The sequence below is a fragment of the Roseibium sp. JB4-4 genome (assembly GCF_055693425.1).
The window spans coordinates 3,291,997-3,309,661 of the sequence record NZ_CM146333.1; the positions used below are offsets into that span (position 1 = coordinate 3,291,997).

Below are 17,665 nucleotides of genomic sequence, written 5' to 3' on the forward strand. Positions count from 1 at the left end.
CTGAGATTTTCTTCTCGCATTAGTAGCTCTTACCCTCGTTACACTTATAAGTATTTATCGCCTTGCGCAGAATACGTCCCTCAGTCCGGGTCTGGACCATGTCGCATTCTGAACCTGCCCCTTCAGGATATGCCCCTGCGATTCGAAATAGAACGTGTTCTGGCTGCCCTGTCGCTGCAACGTGACCGCTCCATAGCCCATCTCGGCAACCGTGGCGGACCGGCCATCGGGAGAGAACACAACGTTCAGGTCGATGCCGGCCGTGCACAGATAGTCGGCAACATTTGTGCGGGCCTGTTGCTGGAAGACGGGTTGATTGGCACCACCAACGTCTCCAGGAGGGACTGGTCCTGCAGGCTGGCCATTGTTGAACTGGTCGTTCTGCAGACCCCCAGGCTGGCCAAGGCCACCCGGTTGGCCGAAGCCGCCCTGATTGCCGAAGCCGCCAGGCGTTACCGCGCTCGGCGGACCTGACACAACAACTTCACGATAAGGCGTTCTGGAGACATAAATTCCGCGACATTCACCACTTGCGCCTCGCACTGTCCAGGCGTGCGAGACATAGGTTTGCTGTTCCAGGATTTGTCCGGGTTCGAGGCGGGCATAGGGACGCTCTCCACCGCGATAGTCGACCCAGTGCACCTCAATGGGTTGACGGCTGGCATTCCGGAAGACGATCTGACCCGGCCGGACAGCCTCAACCGAGCGCACTCTGCCGAGTTCGCTGCAGGAAAGGTCGGACCCGGGCTCTTCTCCGGAAGGGCCAAATCCTTCGTCCGAGACAATCTGCTGTGGCAGAGCACAGGTGGCTACGAAGAGCCGCACCGGATTGGCGCTGCCTTTCAGAGAAACCCCATGAGTGGGCAGGCCCTCGACCGCAATCGTCAATTCAGACTGCTTGATCATGGCTTCCCACAGCGGATCGGTCATCTCGATATTGACTTCAGGAAGGGAGACACCGGCCTCATTTGCCGCGGACGAACCGAAAGCATTGTAGGTGCCCTGGAAGTCGCCGGCAGTAATTCGTACCGCTTGAGGCATGCCTTCGAGAAGACCTGCAGGAGCCTGCTGAAATGTGATCTTGGCAAATCCGGATTGAGAAGTGCAATCGGCTCTGAAATCCCTGTCATCGGTCTGCGGTATCGCATGCTGAAGGAAGGACGCCGATCCTGGCTGACTTCCAGGTTCGGCCAGCCATTGACGGTTTTCTGAAACAGTCACGAGAACGGGTTGCGAATTGCCGGACCCATCTGAAAGGCTGTCACGGACAATGGTTTCCAGATCGCCTGGAACGGACGCCGTTTCCGTCCCGGTCGGATCAGGTGTCGAAATCGGCGTATCCACCTGTTCCAGCGGCTGCAGACCTTCCTGGTTCTCGGGCGGATTGATCTCGGTGATCGAGGATGATGGCGTCTGGTTGTTGTCGGCTTGAGGAGCGACTTCCGTCGTCTGTGTCTGTGTTTGCGTCTGACCGCTGTCGGTTCCAGACGTGTTGCCGCCGACTGGACCTGCTGCTGTCCCGGCGTTGGTGCCCACGACCCGCGCTGCCGCTCCAGGCTTGCCGTCGCTGGTTACGTCAACCACCACAGTGTTGCCGCTACAGATATTGGCGTCGCGATGAAGAACACGGCTGTTTTCAAGCGTTACTTCAAGTTTGACATCGCAAGAGGGGCGGTTGGCATCGCCGCCTTGCGTATCGATGACAACACCTTGTTCGTCCCGGCTGATAATCGGCCGATACTTCTTGTTGACGGTGATAGAGCGAATGCCGGGTTCAGCCGGTTCCACATTGATGCGCAGAGTTTCGGGTACCGATTGCGCAAAAGCGCCGCCACCAGCGCCAAGGAACGCCAGACTGCAGGCCGCCAGCAGGCCGGATTTCAACACAGGGGAATAACGTACGTAAGCAGCTGCAAGCCGCATGAGCGATCTCCATTGGAGCGCAGGAATACCACCAAGTGGAGTTACTTAGGCAAAGTGGCAGCGAAAGGGCAACCCTGCAAACGGCGAAACTCCCGGTTTCTCACCGGGGAGCGCGCTTGGCGAGGATGCGTTGCAGCGTTCGACGATGCATGTTGAGCCGCCGCGCCGTCTCTGAAACATTCCGGTCGCACAGCTCATAGACACGCTGGATATGTTCCCAGCGAACCCGGTCTGCCGACATCGGATTTTCCGGCGGTTCGGCCTTCTCTTCCGGTTTGCGCGCGAGCGCTGCGACAATATCGTCCGGATCAGCCGGCTTTGCCAGGTAGTCGATCGCACCCAATTTGACCGCCGTAACAGCTGTCGCAATGTTGCCGTAGCCGGTCAGTACGATTGCGCGTGAATCGGGCCGTTTCTGGCGGATCTGCTGGATCACGTCGAGACCATTGCCATCTTCAAGGCGCATGTCGACGATGGCAAAGGCGGGTGCGTTGCGGGTGATCTTGGCCGCTGCATCCTGAACACTGTCTGCGGTTTCAGGAACAAAGCCCCGCTTTTCCATCGCGCGGGCAAGGCGTTGCTGGAAAGGCTTGTCGTCATCAACGATGAGGAGGGTCTTGTCCTCCGATGTATTCATGGCAGTAATCGAGTCCGTCATTTCGCGTTACCGTTTTTATTCTTTATGACATGTTGCAGAGGTTGGATTTGGCAATATCGTCAACCGTCTGTTTCCGTCAGTTATTGTCGTTATGGGGTGAAAATGACGTTTCGTCCACTCTGTCTTCTGATTCAAAGACCACGCGCGGCCAACTGACACGTATGTGCGCGCCTCTCGCCGGTGGTGGCAAATTTTCCAGATGCAATTTTGCACCCGTGCGTTCCAGCAGTGTTTTGGCAATGAAAAAGCCAAGTCCGAGTCCACCACCAGTCCCTGCTTGATGGGCCTTGTTGCCTCTGACCGTAACATACGGATCACCGATCTTGCCCAGGATGTCCAACGAAAAGCCGGGGCCGTCGTCCTTGATGGAAATGGACAATGTGGTGTCGTCCCAGTTCGCTGAGACATCGACCCGGTCTTTGGCAAAATCAACCGCATTTTCCAGAAGGTTGCCAAGGCCGTACCGAATGGCGGCGTTGCGCGTTCCAATCGGTTCGCTGCCATCGCCCTGGTGAGTTGAATGGATGGCAACTCCCATCCCGCGGTGTGGATCGATAACGTCTTCCAGAAGCTGCGAGACCGGAATCCGCTGATAGGTCCTGTCTTCGTCGCTGGAAAGGCTTGTCAGCTGTTGAAGAATTCCGCGGCACCTTTCGGCTTGCGAGCGGATCAGCGCCACATCTTCGCCGCGGGTATCCCCACTTTCGAATTCGTCCGTCAGCTCCTTGGCCGCCAGATAGATGGTTGCTAGCGGTGTCCCGAGTTCATGAGCTGCCGCCGTTGCCAAACCATCAAGCGCATTCAGGTGCTGCTCGCGCGCAAGCACCAGTTCGGTTGCTGCAAGCGCGTCTGCCAATTGCCGGGCCTCCTCGGCCACCCGGAAGGCATAAATCGCCATGAAGCCAAGTGTTGAAACAAGCGCGATCCAGAGACCAATGGAATAGACAACCGGCAAGTCGAACTCAGCCCCGACCGGCCAGGGCAACGGCAGATGAAAGACCGCAAGTATCGTTGCGCTGGCAGTGGCCAGTATTCCGAGCAAAAACGTATAACGTGCGGACAGTCCCGTGGCCGACACCATCACCGGCGCCATCAGCAAAAACGCAAATGGATTGCCAAGGCCGCCGGTCAGGAAAAGCAGCCCGCTCATTTGCAGTATGTCATAGGCGAGCTGCATCGTCGCCGCCCGTTCCGACAGACGTGTGACGGCAGGTGAGCGGATCCTCAAGAAAATGTTGAGCCAGGCAGATAGAGCCACCATGGCAAAAGCCGGTCCGATGGGAAGCGGATAGGCAAGACCCACATGCACCACCAGCAGCGCAGCCGTCTGGCCACCTACCGCCAGCCAGCGCAGACGTACCAGGGTATCAAGCTTCAATCGCCTGTGAGGCAGGGTAATATTTGAGGTCAGTGAGTCAGGCATGTCGGTTTCATTGGCGCAAAAGGTTCCTTCTTTTGAAGCGGTTTGACGCCTCTGGCAAGGCTGCGCCCTTGTGCCGAAGGGATCTAGATGGTAGCCCACCGCTAACAAGGTTGCCCGGGTCACGCGGACCGGCAGCCAGGCGGAGCGTTTTTGGGCTCTTCATTTCAGCACCGCGAGACGGAATTGACACGATGACCGATATCAATGAAGGCGGCGCGCAGCCGCAGGCGGAAGGCGCCGCAGCACCGGGCATGCACATCCTTGGCCAGTACATCAAGGACCTGTCTTTTGAAAATCCGAATGCTCCGCGCTCGCTGACGCAAGGCGATCAGCCGAAACTCGACATCAATGTCAACGTTGGTGCCCAGCAAATGGGTGATGACCAGTTCGAAGTGATCCTGACACTGACAGCGAAAGCCGAGCGTCCGGACATGGTCATGTTCAACGTGGAACTTGTCTATTCTGGCTTGTTCAAGGTTACCGGTGTCCCGCAGGAACACATGCATCCTTTCATCATGATCGAATGCCCGCGCATGATTTTCCCATTTGCGCGCAACATCCTCTCCGAAGCAACCCGCAACGGCGGCTTCCCTCCGCTTATGCTCGACCCGATCGACTTTGCACAGCTCTATCGTCAGAACATGGCGCAGCAGGCCACAGCAAAGCAGGGCGAAGGTGAAGGCGAGCAGAAGCCGAACTGACCGTCGACTTTTCACAAAGAGTCTGAAAACCCGCGCAGCTTGGCTGGCGCGGGTTTTTTGTTGCAGGTCGCCGGAGAAACCTAATTTCCAATACTCATCGGCGTTGAACACCTTTCTCGTCTCAATCAATAAATCAGCCGCGATTTGGACTTGACGATTACGTAAACGGCATGTTTCAAGGAGCCATGCGGCGCAAGCCGAACGAACATGGGAGACAAAAATGTCCTTGGAGCAACTTACCGAAGGTGTCCGCGAAAAAGTATCCAGCGGCGGCATTGAAGAAAGCGTCAAGTTCGATCTGGGTGATACCGGTCAGATTTTTCTTCAAGGTTCCGACGTTTCCAACGAAGACACCGAGGCCGACTGCACCATCAAGATGACCGCTGAGGATCTTGCTGACCTGCTGAGCGGCGAGCTTGACCCGACGGCTGCATTCATGGGCGGAAAAATGCAGGTTGAAGGCGATATGAGTGTCGCCATGAAGCTTGGCAGTATCGTGTAAAGGCGCCTGCCTGATTGATACCCAGGTTCAATTGCCGGTCCAGGTGGACCGGCAAATCATCTGTGCCTACCAGAGCTCAAGCTCACCTTTTTCCTTCAGGGCCTCGAACCACTCATCAGGACGCATGGCGATTTTCGCATGCTTCACCATGGCCTCGTTCATATCCGCAAGTCCGGCTGTGTCGGGCCATTTGTCCGGTTGCCACAGACCGGAGCGGAAGACGCACTTCGGACAATGCATGAATGCGCTTTTGACGTGAACCAGCAAGGCGAGTGCCGGTCCGCGCCCATTGACCGCAAGTGTTTCCAGCAGATCAGCATCTTTGGTAATCTTGGCAATGCCCCGAACCCTGAGCGTTTCACCACGCCCGGGAACAAAGAACAATAGTCCAATCCGCGGGTCCTCTAACAGATTGTGAAACGAATCCATGCGCCGGTTTCCAGGACGGTCCGGAATGGCCAGCAAACTTTCATTGATCACTTTGACGAAACCGGCCGGGTCGCCTTTAGGCGACAGATCGAGATGACCGGAAGGACTGGCCGTTGCGAGAAAACAGAACGGCGACCGCGATATGAACTCCCTGCAGATACTGTCCAAAGCCGGAATTTCCTTGTCCACTGCCTGAGGCATGGCTGGCCCCGAAACAGCTTCCAACTCATCCTCACTGGTAATGAAATTTCCAAATCCGGAAAAAGGATCGTCGCGTCTGGTCATGGTTTCCTCCGCAAGCCTTCTAAAGACTATCGATCCACCCACTCTCATCGTCAACGTCGCGCAGTCCAAAAGCAAACGGCCGGAACGCGATTCCGGCCGCCTGCAATCATTTGCTTTCGTATCACCTATTGCGTGATGATTTCCGGCCCCATCAATGCATAGGGCAACCAAGTTGAAAGTGCCGGGACATAGGTCACAAGAACCAGGAACAGAAGCAGGACCAGCACAAAGGGTGCTGCAGCCTTGACGACTTGAACCAGGCTCATCCCGGTGATACCGGATGTCACAAAGAGATTCAGTCCAATCGGCGGCGTAATCATGCCGATCTCCATGTTGACCACCATCAGAATACCGAGGTGGATCGGATCCACACCCAGCTCCAGACCGATGGGAAACACGACTGGCGCCACGATCAGCAACAAACCGGATGGCTCCATGAACTGCCCGCCGATCAGCAGGAGGATGTTGACTGCAATCAGGAAAGTGAACCAGTTGAAGCCGGCTTCAACCATCCAATCCGTGATTACCTGCGGGATCTGCTCTGCCGTCAAAGTGTGCGCGAAAAGTAGCGCGTTGACGATGATGAACATCAGCATGATGGTCGTCTTGGCCGAGTCTGTCAGGACTTTCTTGGTGTCCTTGTGGACCATGGCCGGCAGGAATTTCCAGGTGATGATCCCCAGATTTCGGCCCCAGACACGGCCTCCGGCGCCATAGGCTGCAGGAAGCGCGGCAGGTGCGATACCACCTCGAAGGACCGGATAAGCGAGCAAAGCTATGATCAGCACGATGGCGCTGTCCAAACCGAAGAATGCTCTTTCCGAGACGAGGGCGGCAATGCCGGACCAGACGAACATGGCAACGACCGAATAGGTAATGGCCTTGAAACCGGTCAGAGCCAACGGCCCGTCATTGTCTTGAATCCAGCCGATACCCGACAACGGGCCCATGTCACGGTACACAAACAGTGCGATCAGGCCGGCATAGACAGCTGCGACAGCAGCGGCCTCCGTCGGCGTGAAGATGCCAAGATAAATTCCGCCGAGGATGATGACCATCAGGAACAGGCCTACGGCCGCCTCGGACAGCGCGCCCCAGATTTCCTTGAACCCAGGCCAGGGCTGCGCCGGCAAGTTCTTGATACGCGCCATGACGTAGATCGCGATCATCAGCATCAGACCGGCAATGATGCCGGGAATGACACCGGCCAAGAACATGCGGCCAACGGATACGTTTGTGGCCGCGGCATAGACAACCATCACGATGGAGGGCGGTATCAGAATGCCAAGCGTACCTGCGTTGGCAATCACACCGGCGGCAAATTCCTTGGTGTAGCCGGCCTGACGCATGCCCGCGATGGCAATGGTGCCGATGGCGACAACCGTTGCCGGCGACGACCCGGACAGGGCTGCGAAAAGCATACAGGCAAAGACACCGGCAATTGCGAGACCGCCCCGAATGGAGCCGACTGTCGCGATTGAAAAGCGGATGATTCTGCGGGCGACACCGCCAGTCGACATGAAGCTGGATGCCAGAATGAAGAACGGAATGGCCAGAAGTGTGAAGTTTTGCGAGGCGTTGAAGAGCTGTACCGCCACGGAGCTCATGGAATCATGGCTGAACAAGGCGATGTAAAGAACGGCGGACAGGCCGAGCGAAACGGCAATCGGCACACCCAGAAACAGGAAGCCGAAGACGAATATGAAGAGAAATGCAGTTTCCATCGGGCCTTAATCCTTCAAGACGTCTTTGTTTTCTGCCACCAGTTCTTCTGCTTCATGCGCAGCGATGATGGCGTCTTTTTTACCCATGAGAATGAGCACAAAGGCCTGCGCGGCACGGAAGGCCAGCAACAGGAGGCCAACAGGCAGAATGATGTACGGGATCCAGCGTGGAACGCGTTCCTTGACGTCGAACCACTCCTGGATGAAGACCGGCCATTTCAGGTCTTCCATACCGATTGGAAGCTTGTAGAACTTGGCAACGTACGCGTAGGCGCCACCTGAGGAACCCTTATTATCCAGTCCAAGTATTGCGCCGAACCAGGTCGCATCAAAGAGGAGTATCGCGTACAGAACGGTGAGGGCGGCACCAAGCAGGGCAGCCAGCCGGAACATGGGTTTCGGCAGAAGATTGATCACCGCGTCAACGCCCAGATGCGCACCGATCTTGATGCCATAGCTCATGCCGAACAGGATCAGCCAGGCAAAAAGGACACGGGTGAATTCCAGCGCACCGCCCCAGCCGGAGTTGAACCCGTAGCGGGCCACCACCTGAGTGAAGGTTACAATGGTCATCAACGCCAATATCAAGGCGATGATGTTTTCCTCCAAGGAATCGACGAACCGTCCGACACGGGACATGAAAGCCTCCCCATTGCCGGCGCGCTTTCGCCCCGGCTTCGCACCTCATAGGGCGCAGCAAGATGAATTGAATGATTTGTATTGGAGGATGGGTCCGCAGTGCGGACCCATCCATTCAGACCCGATGGTCTTAGCTTGCCTTGTTGGAAGACACGGCAGCGTCGATGACGTCCTGGCCGATGTCGTCGCGGAACTTGTCCCAGACAGGCTTCATGGTGTTGACCCATTCGTCGCGCTGCTCAGGTGTCAGCTGGCGAACAACACCACCGTTTTCGATGATCTTCTGCTTGTTTGCCTCGTTGATCTCTGCAGCACGTGCGTTGTACTCGTCGGAGACCTCGTTGAAGATCGTTAGGAACTGGTCACGTGTGTCTGCTTCCAGGCTGTCGAGCCATTCCTGAGACGTGACGGCCAGATAGGTCAGCAGCTGGTGGTTGGTTTCCGTGGTGCCGTCCTGAACTTCAAAGAACTTCTTGGTATAGATATTGGACCAGGTGTTTTCCTGTCCATCCACAACGCCGGTCTGCAGGGCTCCATAAACTTCCTTGAAGGCGAGCTTCTGAGCGTTGGCACCCATGGCTTCGATCATGGCTACGGCCACGTCAGATGTCTGAACGCGGAACTTGAGACCTTTGGCGTCGCTCGGGACCAGCAGTGGCTTGTTTGCGGAAAACTGCTTCAGGCCGTTGAAGACATAACCGAGGCCTACAAATCCATAGTCGGACATTGCTCCGAGCAGTTCCTGACCCTTGTCTCCTTTGGTGAAGGAGGTGACGGCATCCATGTTGCTGAACAGGAACGGCAGATCGAACACGCGGTATTTCAGGGTGTAGGATTCAAACTTGGACAAAGACGGTGCCGCAAGCTGCACGTCACCCAGAAGCAAGGCTTCCATCACCTTGTTGTCGTCAAACAGCTGAGAGGACGGAAATACCTGCATGCAGGCCTTGCCGTCCATTTCCGTGTTGATCCTGTCAGCGAGCGCAGTCGCCATCTCACCTTTCGGGTGACCCTGTGCAGAAACGACGTGGCTGAATTTGATGACAACTTCGCCGTCGCCGCACTCGTCGGCTGCGTGAGCCGCAGATGTCATGGCAAAAGAAGCTGCAGCAGCAGCGGCGATCACAAACTTTTTCATCTGATGTCCTCCCAGACATTTCAATATGGCAGCCGGTTGATCGGCCGGACAGCACCGGGGCTGGTCGCGAGTCTCATGGCAAAGCCCGTGCCAAATCGCATCAAAGGTCGAAAAAACACTGATTTCTGCAATTTCCAAATGCGTAAAGAACACCTGTCTTGGAGTAATACTCTCAAATGTGGGTCGGTTGCGACACAGACACTTTCGCGAATGTGTCGATTTCGACACATTTATCTCACCAAATCGCCTTATTGCCAAAGCCCGCCGCTGTTCGGATCGTGATGAAGAGGAGTTGCCAGGGCTTTCAGCTTCTCCGGATTGCGGATAACAAAGATGCCGTCGATCCGTCCATCCCCGTTGTAGCTTAGTGTCAGTGCAGTCACGACACGCATATTTTCCAGCACCACAATGCCGCTTAGTCCGTTGATGCTGCAAGGCAAAACAGGAGCGCCTCCCCACAAACGCCGAAGGATAAGCGCCACATATTTGGCCACGTCTCCGCGCCCCTCAAGGACACGGCCCAACGCGGTTGTCTTGCCGCCACCATCTGACTGAAACCGAACCGTTTCTGAAAGCAGGCCGCTGAGCTGTTCCGTTGACCCGCTTTCGAGCGCTTGCAGGAAAGCCGACAACATGCGTTTTTGATGGTCCGGGGGCGGAACAAAGCGCGAGGCCGGTTCTTTGATATGTTTGGCAGCGCGAGACACCAGTTGTCGGCAGGATGACACGCTGAGGTTCAATGTTTCGGCGACGTCCTCATAAGGGGCGCCAAAGACTTCCCGCAATAGATACGCAGCGCGCTCTTTCGGACTGAGCCGTTCCAAAAGCAACAGAAATGCTGTCGTCAATGACTGCGCCCGGTTCAGATCTGCCTCAGGGTCGGTGTCTCCGGCAAGCTGGAGTGGCTCCGGTATCCACGGACCAACATAATCGAGCCGCTTCCGGTGGGCCGCCTTCAAACTGTCGAGACAGCGATTGGTGCAGATTGTCGTCAGGTAGGCATCCGCGTTGGCCACGGATGCCTTGTCCAATTTCTGCCAACTCAAGAACGTGTCCTGGACGGCGTCTTCGGCATCGGCCATGGAGCCGAGCATGCGATAAGCCAGCCCAAGCAGTCGCGGGCGGGCAGTTTCAAACACGTCCATGTCCGATGCCTGTCTCATGTCAGTGGTTTGAGACCTGAACACGGTTCCAGAGGTTTATCATGGCAATGGCCGCCGTGATTGCGCTGATCTGGGCATCCTCGAAGTAATTGCGCAAATCGGCGCGCAAGCGGCCATAGTCGGTGTCCGGGCTTAAATCGGTCAGGGCTTCCGTCCAGGCAAAGGCCGCTTTTTCAGCCGGCGTGAAGTCGTCGACGTGACGCCAGACAACAAGCCTCTGCAACCGCTCCTGGCTTTCTCCATCTGCCAATGCTTCTTCAGTATGCATCTTGACGCAGAATGCGCACTGATTCATCTGGGAGGCCCGCAAGTCAACCAGATGGCGCAGTTTGGGAGCCAAGTCGGCATTTCCGATTTCACCGCTGGCGGCTATGAAGCTCTTTGCGACTGCGGGGATGTTCTGGTGGTGATTGACGGGAGTAACGTTGGTCATAAGTGTCTTCCATGCAATTTTGTTGGGACTACACACTGATGACGATCAAGCGACTGCGTTTGTGACACCGCAAAAGGAAATTTCTCAAAATGCTGCAGGTTCGTAAAATCCGGGAGCCTTGGAAGTTCCCTGATTGTTGAACTAGGCCGACAGCACTTCGTCTTTTCCGAGCTCGTATTTTCGCATCTTTTCATAAAGCGCCTTGCGGGACAGGCCCAGGTTTTCGTAGGTCGGCTTGATGGCCCCATCATTGCGTTTGAGCTCCGCAGCGATCAGGGTCCGCTCATAGCTGGCCACCTGTTCAAAAAGGGAAGCGCCACTTCCAGACTGCGGTTCAGGCATCTGCTCCAGCCCCAGAACGAACCTATCTGCAACATTGCGTAATTCACGCACATTTCCAGGCCAGTCCCGTGCTATCAGCCCTGCCAGATAATCATCGCCGATATCCGGAATTTCCCGTCGATACCTTGCTCTGGCTTCGACAGTCAGGTGACGAAAGAGCAGCGGAATATCTTCCGGCCGGTCGCGCAAGGGCGGGATCGCGACGTTGACGACATTCAACCGGTAAAATAGATCAAGACGGAAACGCCCTTCCTTGCCCGCCGCCTCCAGATCCTCTTTGGTTGCCGCGATGAAACGCACGTCGAGTTCAATCGGCTTGTTGGAGCCAAGCCGCTCGATCGTCCTGTTTTCGATGACACGCAAGAGTTTCACCTGAAGCTCCAGAGGCATCGATTCAATTTCATCCAGGAAAACCGTGCCGCCGTGGGCATGTTCCAGCTTTCCGATGCGTTGCCCGCTGGCGCCCGTGAAAGCGCCCTTTTCGTGACCGAAGAGCTCCGATTCTATGATTTCCGCGGGCAATGCGCCGCAATTGAGCGCGACAAACGGCTTGTCCTTGCGCGGCCCTTCATCATGCAGGGCTCTTGAAACAACTTCTTTTCCCGAACCTGTTTCACCAAGAATCAACACATCCGCATCCGTGGTCGCAAGCGCCGTAACGTTTCGGCGCAACAACTCCATAGCAGGTGTCCGGCCAACCAGACGGCTTTCCAGACCAGTCCGGTCTGCGAGCTCTTCTCTGAGTTTCCGGTTTTCCAGAACCAGGCGACGCCTGTCGAGCGCGCGTTCCACGACCGAAGCCAGGTGAGAAACGGAAAAGGGCTTTTCCAGAAAGTCATAGGCTCCCGCCCGCATCGCCTCGACCGCAAGCGGAACATCGCCATGTCCCGTTATCAGCACGACAGGCAGCGCGGGATCAATTTCGAAGGCCTGTTTCATAACCTGGAAACCGTCCGTCCCAGGCATTCGAATATCCGTGATCAGCACACCGTAAAAATCCCGGCTGATCCGCTCAAGAGCGTCTTCCGCAACACCCGTCGCGAACACATCCTGACCGGACAGTTCCAAGCCCTGACCAAGAGATCTGCGCAGATCCTCTTCATCATCAACCAGCAAAACGGTTGCGTGATCCATAAGATGGCGTCTTCCTATTCGGCCGCGAGGACAGTTTCGTCCGCCACCGGCAATCGCATTGTGAACACCGCGCCGCCATCGTCGAGATTTGACGCTTTCAGCGAGCCCGAGAAGTCATGAACGATCTTGTAGGCGATCGACAAGCCCAAACCGAGCCCGGCTCCGACTTCCTTCGTAGTGAAGAAAGGATCGAATATCTGCGGCAACACCTCGCCATCTATTCCCGGTCCATTGTCAGACACAGTCAACACAGCTTCAGTACCCTGACGGTGCAACGAGAGTTTTACGTTGGGTACCGGACTTGTTCCAACAGCGTCCACAGCATTGGAGAGCAGATTGATCACCACTTGTTCAAGCCGAATGCGCCCCCCTTCACGATGATGTCCTGTTCGGGCAGGGCGAGATCAAGCCGTACTTCTTTCTGCTTGATCTGCGGTTGAAGAAGCAACGTGGCCTCATCGATCACCTGGCGCAACGAAACAGGCTTGATGTCTGTCCCCGATTTGCGGGTGAAGCCTTTCAGTGTTTTCGCAATTTCGGCCATCCGCGCCACCATGCCGCCAATCCTGGAAAGATTGGTTTTGGCCTCATCAGCCCGATTCCGATCAATCAGCATGCCGGCAATTTCGGCATCAGAACGAATGGCGGCGAGCGGTTGATTGTATTCGTGGCTCAAGGCCGCCGACATGCGTCCGAGCGTCGCCAGTTTGGCTGCCTGGACCAGTTCCGCCTGAGTCTGGCGCAGATTGGCTTCTGCCTGCTCACGTTCCCGAACTTCCTGTTCCAGCAGTACGTTCGTCTTGCGCAAATCGGCCGTACGGCTCTGGACCCGGCGTTCCAGACGAAGGGCCGAGGCCCTGTTCCTGCGCGTCTGACGCATGAAGGCTTCGCGTCTTGCGATCAATACCCAGATACCACCGGCCGCGATTACGCATACAAGCAGGGCGACCAGCATCGCCCAACCGGCTCTTTGCCTGGCATCCTTGATGTTTACCAGCGTTCTGACTTCCCAGCCCAGAACGGGCAGGTCTTCGGCAAGCTGCATGTGCAAACCCGCATTTCGAGCCGCCGGCAGAAGCAACTCGAGCCGTCCTGGCAATGTCAGGTCTGCAATGTCAGATCCAGGGTCGATATCGTCGAACTGTTTCCCTCGCCAAAAGGACACATTTGTAACAACGACTTTGCCTGAGCTGTTAATGGCGACAATCGGATCCTTGCTGAGGGCCCAGGCCTGTTCGACATCGTCCAGACTGACCCTGACCGCCAATACGCCAACCAGCACATTGTTCCTGCGCAATGGAGATGCGAAGACATAATTGGACGGTGATATGGGAGTTCCCGGGATCAATTGACGACCGAGTTGTCCCTGCCGCGCCTGTTCAAAAGCCATCTGAATGGTTTCGCTGCCACCGATAGCGCCAGCCGGAACACCACTCCTGCTGGAAACGGATACCTTGCCTTGCGGATCCATTATCCACACTTCTTCGGCTCCCGACATGCCAGCGGCTATGGCGGCAATACCCGGATCTGCGTTGTCGTGCTTTTCCAGTAGCAACTGCGCGACATCTGGACCACGCGCAAGCAAGGGGGACAAGAGGCGGAACTTGTCGAGAAGCCGTTCCAGAACGGCGGACTGCACAGCCAGATTGGCTTCTGCTCGGGTTTCCTGTTCTGCAAGGGTGATACGCAGGCTCGCGAGTCCGGTCAACCAAATCAGGACAAGCGTGGCGACGACCATGATGGCCCCGATCGCAAATTTCAGCTTTTTTGAAGCCGGACGCTTGGTACTGCTTATCATTCGACCAGTATAGCCAAGGATCCCGAAGCCGAAAGTCTGCCAAAGGAAGCACTTGTCACGTAACATCGTCTAGAGCGTTAATTCGGCCTGGCTTACAAGAGCAGGCGCTCTTTGCCTCCGGTCGATCGCCACACTCTTGATGAGAACACTCACTCTTTTGCCTGCTGAAAGCCCGAGATCAGCAACTGATGCTCTGGTAATGCGCGCGCGCAAAGTTTGTCCGCTCACAGAACACAGAATTTCCGCATAGGGACCGGTTTCTTCCGAAATGCTGCTGATGGTCGCCTCGAAGCAATTGCGGATCGACAACCCTTTGGGTGGAGATAGCGCCAGTGCGACATCCCGAGCCCTTATGCGCAAGCGTACGGCATCGCCGATGTCACCGACCTTTCCGGGGATCTGAAGAACCGCGGATCCGATATCAACAAGGCAAAGGCCCCACTCCTGGTCAATGCCCGCGATTGTTCCTTCAATAAGCGCGCCGGCCTCGTGGCGACCGGTCGCCCGACCAAGGTCTGTTCGCGTCAGCATTTCGGCAACCGGTCCGTAGGCTGGCGTTTGTCCATCGGACAAGATCACCAGCGTGTTGGACAATCGCGCGACTTCCTCAATCGAATGGCTGACATAAAGGATCGGCAATCCTGCTTCCACGCACAAGCGATCAAGATAGGGCAGAATGTCGTTGCGCCGGGCCTGATCGAGATTGGCCAGAGGCTCATCCATGATCAGCAGCCGTGGATCGGAAAGAAGAGCACGCCCGATCGCCACCCTTTGTCTTTCGCCGCCGGACAACGTAGCCGGCTTGCGTTCGAGAAGGTTTTGAAGGCCCAGAAGATCAACAACTTCGCCGAAATCCCTGCTGGGAGCCCGTCTTCCAGCCCAACGCGCATAGGTGAGGTTCGACTTGACACTGAGATGCGGAAACAGGCGAGCATCCTGAAAGACATGGCCGATCCGCCTCTTTTGAACCGGCAGATCGACACCGTTTGACGAATCGAAGACCACCGTGCCGTTGACGGAAATACGCCCTTTTTCCGGCTTGATGAGGCCTGCAATCATGTTGGTGAGTGTCGTCTTTCCCGCGCCCGACTGGCCGAACAACGACGTCACTCCGCCGACACTTTCAAAGCTGGCATTCAGGTCCATCTCACCGAGTTTGCCGGAGATATCGACACTAAGCATCGGCTCCCCCTATCCTGTTTCGCAAACGGCGCGCCAACAGTTCGGAAGCAATCAGCGCAGCAAATGCCACAAAGGCAGCAATCAACGTCAGCCGGAAGGCGGCGATGTCGCCACTGGGTGTCTGTGTTGCCGTATAAAGCGCCAAGGCCAATGTTCGGGTTTCGCCAGGAATGTTGGAAACGAAAGTGATAGTGGCTCCAAATTCTCCCATCGCCTTGGCGAACCCCAAAATCGCACCTCCGAGAATTCCGGGCAGGGCAAGCGGTAGCGAAATGGTCAAGAAAGCAGTGAACCGGCGTGCTCCAAGAGATTTGGCCGCATCTTCCAGCTTTGGATCAACGGCCTCAAAAGAGAGGCGGATTGGGCGCACCATCAATGGAAATGCCATGACGCCTGCAGCAAGTGCCGCGCCGGTCCAGTTAAACGCAAAGCTGACGCCAAAAGTGTTGTCGAGAAATGACCCGATCGGTCCCTTTTTGCCGAATGCCAGAAGGAGCACATAACCCGTGACTACAGGTGGTAGAACAAGGGGCAGATGTACAAGAGCGTTGACGATACCGTGGCCGGGAAACCGAAAACGCGCCAGCAGATAGGCAACAAGAATGGCTATCGGAAGCGCAAATGCGAGGGCAACGCTTGCCACCTTGAGGGTCAGGATCAGAGCCTGCCATTCGGCCGGTTGAAGATCGAAAAAATCCACGTGCGCCCAGTCTGTTGAATCCCATGGCTGCGCCCGATCCGCAGCCTAGCCTTCCTTATCGGTTAGAAACCCCGACGAGTGCAAGATCTCTTGAGCGACAGGCCCTTTAAGGAATTGAAGAAAACGGTCTGCGTCCACATGTGACCCATTTGCTGTTTGCGCAGCCAGATACCGGATCCTCGGATGACCGTCGTCAGGGAACTCGTAAACAACCAGCGCATCGGACGCGACTACTGCATCTGTCCGGTAAACAAGGCCAAAGGGAACGTCACCGCGCGCCACCGCGGCAAGCACGACACGCACATTATCCATTGGCGCCAGTTGTGATGAGACAGTATCCCAGAGCCCGAGCGCTTGAAGAGCTGCCTTTCCATATCGGCCTGCCGGGACAGTTTCCGGATCGGCAATTGCCAGACGCTCATCCTCCAGCCGCTCCGGCAGATCGGAAGCGCCAGGTTGCAATCGCGCGCTGCCCGCCGGTGCCAACAGCACAAGCCGATTGGATGCGATTTCACGGACGGAACCCGTCAGGACGGCCTGCCGTTCAAGGACGTAGTCCATCCATTCAGCATCTGCAGATACGAACACATCGGCAGGTGCTCCCGCTTCTATCTGGCGTGCAAGTGTTCCGGTTCCTGCAAAGGAGAAGAGAACATCCGTTCCGCTTTCTTCAGCGAAGGTGGTACCGATTTCTTCCATCGCTTCGCGCATGCTGGCTGCCGCAAAAACGGTGAGTGGCTGATCGGCCCGAGCAGGAACAACCAGCAAGATTGTCAGTACGAGTGCTTTTAGGATGTGCAGCAAGCAGTCACCACTTTTTCGATTTCACAATTCACCAGCATTTATGCACCATCCCAAAACGCATCAATAGGCCGGAGAGTTTCTAATTCAGGCGATGCGTGGTTGTTCACGCGATTGCTTTTGCTTGCTTCAGCCTGAAAAGACGAGGGCATCAACCAATTCGCTCTCAACCGGGTGTGGTGAAAGAACAGGTCATTCGGTACCTTCTGCCGAATGCGAGGGGAATGACATATGACAATCCAACTGGTTTCGCAGGTTCCTGATGTCGATACTTATTTAGAGCTGCGCGCGAACGGCGGACTGAGCGGGTATGACCGGAAGGCCGCCGAAATCGGACTGAGGAACAGTCTTTTCTCCGTTCTATTGCTGGACGAGGGAACACCAATTGGCATGGGCCGCCTGATCGGCGACGGCGGCTGTTTCGTTCAAGTGACCGATATTGTCGTGCTGCCCGAGTACCAGGGCCGCGGGCTTGGAAAGCGTATCATGGCAGCGCTGACCGAATTCATTGAAAGCGAACTTCCGCCAACAACCTATGTCAGCCTGATCGCCGACGTACCTGCCAACAAGCTTTATCAGCAATTCGGCTTTCACGAGACCGCGCCAGCCTCAGTTGGCATGTCCAGACGGTCAAGCTGACCCTCGTTTACGCAATTCTTACGCCTCTGCCAATAAAATGAAGCTTCATCG

18 protein-coding genes are annotated in these 17,665 nt (G+C 56.1%); 3 read left to right on the forward strand and 15 right to left on the reverse strand.

Annotated elements, in window-relative coordinates; genetic code table 11:
- Positions 1 to 54: 54 nt before the first annotated feature.
- The 3 genes from ACZ1HV_RS15390 to ACZ1HV_RS15400 form a co-directional block, all read right to left on the reverse strand.
- Entirely contained in the window at positions 55 to 1,923 is a 1,869-nt protein-coding gene (locus ACZ1HV_RS15390) for a VHL beta domain-containing protein (protein ID WP_472715654.1), read from the reverse strand.
- Between the two features lie 100 nt (positions 1,924 to 2,023).
- On the reverse strand, positions 2,024 to 2,581 hold the full coding sequence (locus tag ACZ1HV_RS15395; protein WP_152499068.1) for an ActR/PrrA/RegA family redox response regulator transcription factor: 558 nt from the start codon (positions 2,579 to 2,581) through the stop codon (positions 2,024 to 2,026).
- 76 nt (positions 2,582 to 2,657) lie between these two features.
- On the reverse strand, positions 2,658 to 4,004 hold the full coding sequence (locus tag ACZ1HV_RS15400; RefSeq protein WP_472715655.1) for an ActS/PrrB/RegB family redox-sensitive histidine kinase: 1,347 nt from the start codon (positions 4,002 to 4,004) through the stop codon (positions 2,658 to 2,660).
- 191 nt (positions 4,005 to 4,195) lie between these two features.
- Here ACZ1HV_RS15400 and secB point away from each other — a divergent pair, with 191 nt between their 5' ends.
- Together secB and ACZ1HV_RS15410 are read left to right on the forward strand one after the other, a co-directional pair.
- Entirely contained in the window at positions 4,196 to 4,705 is a 510-nt protein-coding gene (secB, locus tag ACZ1HV_RS15405; RefSeq protein WP_298812198.1) for a protein-export chaperone SecB, read from the forward strand.
- A gap of 220 nt (positions 4,706 to 4,925) precedes the next feature.
- The gene (locus ACZ1HV_RS15410) at positions 4,926 to 5,207 is read left to right on the forward strand and encodes an SCP2 sterol-binding domain-containing protein (protein WP_472715656.1); all 282 of its coding nucleotides are present in this window, start codon (positions 4,926 to 4,928) and stop codon (positions 5,205 to 5,207) included.
- A 66-nt stretch (positions 5,208 to 5,273) separates the two neighbouring features.
- Here the strand turns inward: ACZ1HV_RS15410 and ACZ1HV_RS15415 are convergent, their stop codons facing one another.
- The 12 genes from ACZ1HV_RS15415 to modA form a co-directional block, all read right to left on the reverse strand.
- Complete coding sequence (locus ACZ1HV_RS15415; protein WP_472715657.1) at positions 5,274 to 5,921, reverse strand: MSMEG_1061 family FMN-dependent PPOX-type flavoprotein; 648 nt, start codon at positions 5,919 to 5,921, stop codon at positions 5,274 to 5,276.
- A 125-nt stretch (positions 5,922 to 6,046) separates the two neighbouring features.
- Positions 6,047 to 7,645 (reverse strand): TRAP transporter large permease, encoded by a 1,599-nt coding sequence (locus ACZ1HV_RS15420; RefSeq protein ID WP_472715658.1) that lies wholly within the window; start codon positions 7,643 to 7,645, stop codon positions 6,047 to 6,049.
- A gap of 6 nt (positions 7,646 to 7,651) precedes the next feature.
- The gene (locus ACZ1HV_RS15425) at positions 7,652 to 8,284 is read right to left on the reverse strand and encodes a TRAP transporter small permease (protein WP_472715659.1); all 633 of its coding nucleotides are present in this window, start codon (positions 8,282 to 8,284) and stop codon (positions 7,652 to 7,654) included.
- A gap of 130 nt (positions 8,285 to 8,414) precedes the next feature.
- Positions 8,415 to 9,422 (reverse strand): DctP family TRAP transporter solute-binding subunit, encoded by a 1,008-nt coding sequence (locus ACZ1HV_RS15430; RefSeq protein ID WP_298812208.1) that lies wholly within the window; start codon positions 9,420 to 9,422, stop codon positions 8,415 to 8,417.
- 248 nt (positions 9,423 to 9,670) lie between these two features.
- Positions 9,671 to 10,567: an RNA polymerase sigma factor SigJ gene (gene sigJ / locus ACZ1HV_RS15435; RefSeq protein WP_472715660.1), complete on the reverse strand. Its 897-nt coding sequence runs from the start codon at positions 10,565 to 10,567 to the stop codon at positions 9,671 to 9,673.
- Positions 10,568 to 10,586: 19 nt separating this feature from the next.
- Positions 10,587 to 11,018, reverse strand: a complete 432-nt coding sequence (locus tag ACZ1HV_RS15440) for a carboxymuconolactone decarboxylase family protein (RefSeq protein ID WP_472715661.1) — start codon at positions 11,016 to 11,018, stop codon at positions 10,587 to 10,589.
- Between the two features lie 141 nt (positions 11,019 to 11,159).
- On the reverse strand, positions 11,160 to 12,494 hold the full coding sequence (locus ACZ1HV_RS15445; protein WP_472715662.1) for a sigma-54-dependent transcriptional regulator: 1,335 nt from the start codon (positions 12,492 to 12,494) through the stop codon (positions 11,160 to 11,162).
- Positions 12,495 to 12,508: 14 nt separating this feature from the next.
- On the reverse strand, positions 12,509 to 12,838 hold the full coding sequence (locus ACZ1HV_RS15450) for a sensor histidine kinase (RefSeq protein ID WP_472715663.1): 330 nt from the start codon (positions 12,836 to 12,838) through the stop codon (positions 12,509 to 12,511).
- Positions 12,835 to 14,292: a sensor histidine kinase gene (locus ACZ1HV_RS15455; RefSeq protein ID WP_472715664.1), complete on the reverse strand. Its 1,458-nt coding sequence runs from the start codon at positions 14,290 to 14,292 to the stop codon at positions 12,835 to 12,837. The genes ACZ1HV_RS15450 and ACZ1HV_RS15455 overlap by 4 nt, the downstream gene beginning before the upstream one ends.
- A 69-nt stretch (positions 14,293 to 14,361) precedes the next feature.
- On the reverse strand, positions 14,362 to 15,474 hold the full coding sequence (modC, locus tag ACZ1HV_RS15460; RefSeq protein WP_472715665.1) for a molybdenum ABC transporter ATP-binding protein: 1,113 nt from the start codon (positions 15,472 to 15,474) through the stop codon (positions 14,362 to 14,364).
- Positions 15,467 to 16,174: a molybdate ABC transporter permease subunit gene (modB, locus tag ACZ1HV_RS15465; protein ID WP_298964250.1), complete on the reverse strand. Its 708-nt coding sequence runs from the start codon at positions 16,172 to 16,174 to the stop codon at positions 15,467 to 15,469. Before modB ends, modC begins: the two co-directional genes overlap by 8 nt.
- A 45-nt stretch (positions 16,175 to 16,219) precedes the next feature.
- Entirely contained in the window at positions 16,220 to 16,978 is a 759-nt protein-coding gene (gene modA / locus ACZ1HV_RS15470; protein WP_298964252.1) for a molybdate ABC transporter substrate-binding protein, read from the reverse strand.
- Between the two features lie 228 nt (positions 16,979 to 17,206).
- On the opposite strand from modA, the gene ACZ1HV_RS15475 reads away from it, so the two are divergent.
- Positions 17,207 to 17,614, forward strand: a complete 408-nt coding sequence (locus ACZ1HV_RS15475; RefSeq protein ID WP_472715666.1) for a GNAT family N-acetyltransferase — start codon at positions 17,207 to 17,209, stop codon at positions 17,612 to 17,614.
- Positions 17,615 to 17,665: the final 51 nt, after the last annotated feature.

Excerpts from the sequence above, each read along its gene's own strand:
- ACZ1HV_RS15390 (WP_472715654.1), bottom strand. The coding sequence starts at position 1,923 with ATGCGGCTTGCAGCTGCTTACGTACGTTATTCCCCTGTGTTGAAATCC.
- ACZ1HV_RS15395 (WP_152499068.1), bottom strand. The coding sequence starts at position 2,581 with ATGACGGACTCGATTACTGCCATGAATACATCGGAGGACAAGACCCTC.
- ACZ1HV_RS15400 (WP_472715655.1), bottom strand. The coding sequence starts at position 4,004 with ATGCCTGACTCACTGACCTCAAATATTACCCTGCCTCACAGGCGATTG.
- secB (WP_298812198.1), top strand. The coding sequence starts at position 4,196 with ATGACCGATATCAATGAAGGCGGCGCGCAGCCGCAGGCGGAAGGCGCC.
- ACZ1HV_RS15410 (WP_472715656.1), top strand. The coding sequence starts at position 4,926 with ATGTCCTTGGAGCAACTTACCGAAGGTGTCCGCGAAAAAGTATCCAGC.
- ACZ1HV_RS15415 (WP_472715657.1), bottom strand. The coding sequence starts at position 5,921 with ATGACCAGACGCGACGATCCTTTTTCCGGATTTGGAAATTTCATTACC.
- ACZ1HV_RS15420 (WP_472715658.1), bottom strand. The coding sequence starts at position 7,645 with ATGGAAACTGCATTTCTCTTCATATTCGTCTTCGGCTTCCTGTTTCTG.
- ACZ1HV_RS15425 (WP_472715659.1), bottom strand. The coding sequence starts at position 8,284 with ATGTCCCGTGTCGGACGGTTCGTCGATTCCTTGGAGGAAAACATCATC.
- ACZ1HV_RS15430 (WP_298812208.1), bottom strand. The coding sequence starts at position 9,422 with ATGAAAAAGTTTGTGATCGCCGCTGCTGCTGCAGCTTCTTTTGCCATG.
- sigJ (WP_472715660.1), bottom strand. The coding sequence starts at position 10,567 with ATGGACGTGTTTGAAACTGCCCGCCCGCGACTGCTTGGGCTGGCTTAT.
- ACZ1HV_RS15440 (WP_472715661.1), bottom strand. The coding sequence starts at position 11,018 with ATGACCAACGTTACTCCCGTCAATCACCACCAGAACATCCCCGCAGTC.
- ACZ1HV_RS15445 (WP_472715662.1), bottom strand. The coding sequence starts at position 12,494 with ATGGATCACGCAACCGTTTTGCTGGTTGATGATGAAGAGGATCTGCGC.
- ACZ1HV_RS15455 (WP_472715664.1), bottom strand. The coding sequence starts at position 14,292 with ATGATAAGCAGTACCAAGCGTCCGGCTTCAAAAAAGCTGAAATTTGCG.
- modC (WP_472715665.1), bottom strand. The coding sequence starts at position 15,474 with ATGCTTAGTGTCGATATCTCCGGCAAACTCGGTGAGATGGACCTGAAT.
- ACZ1HV_RS15475 (WP_472715666.1), top strand. The coding sequence starts at position 17,207 with ATGACAATCCAACTGGTTTCGCAGGTTCCTGATGTCGATACTTATTTA.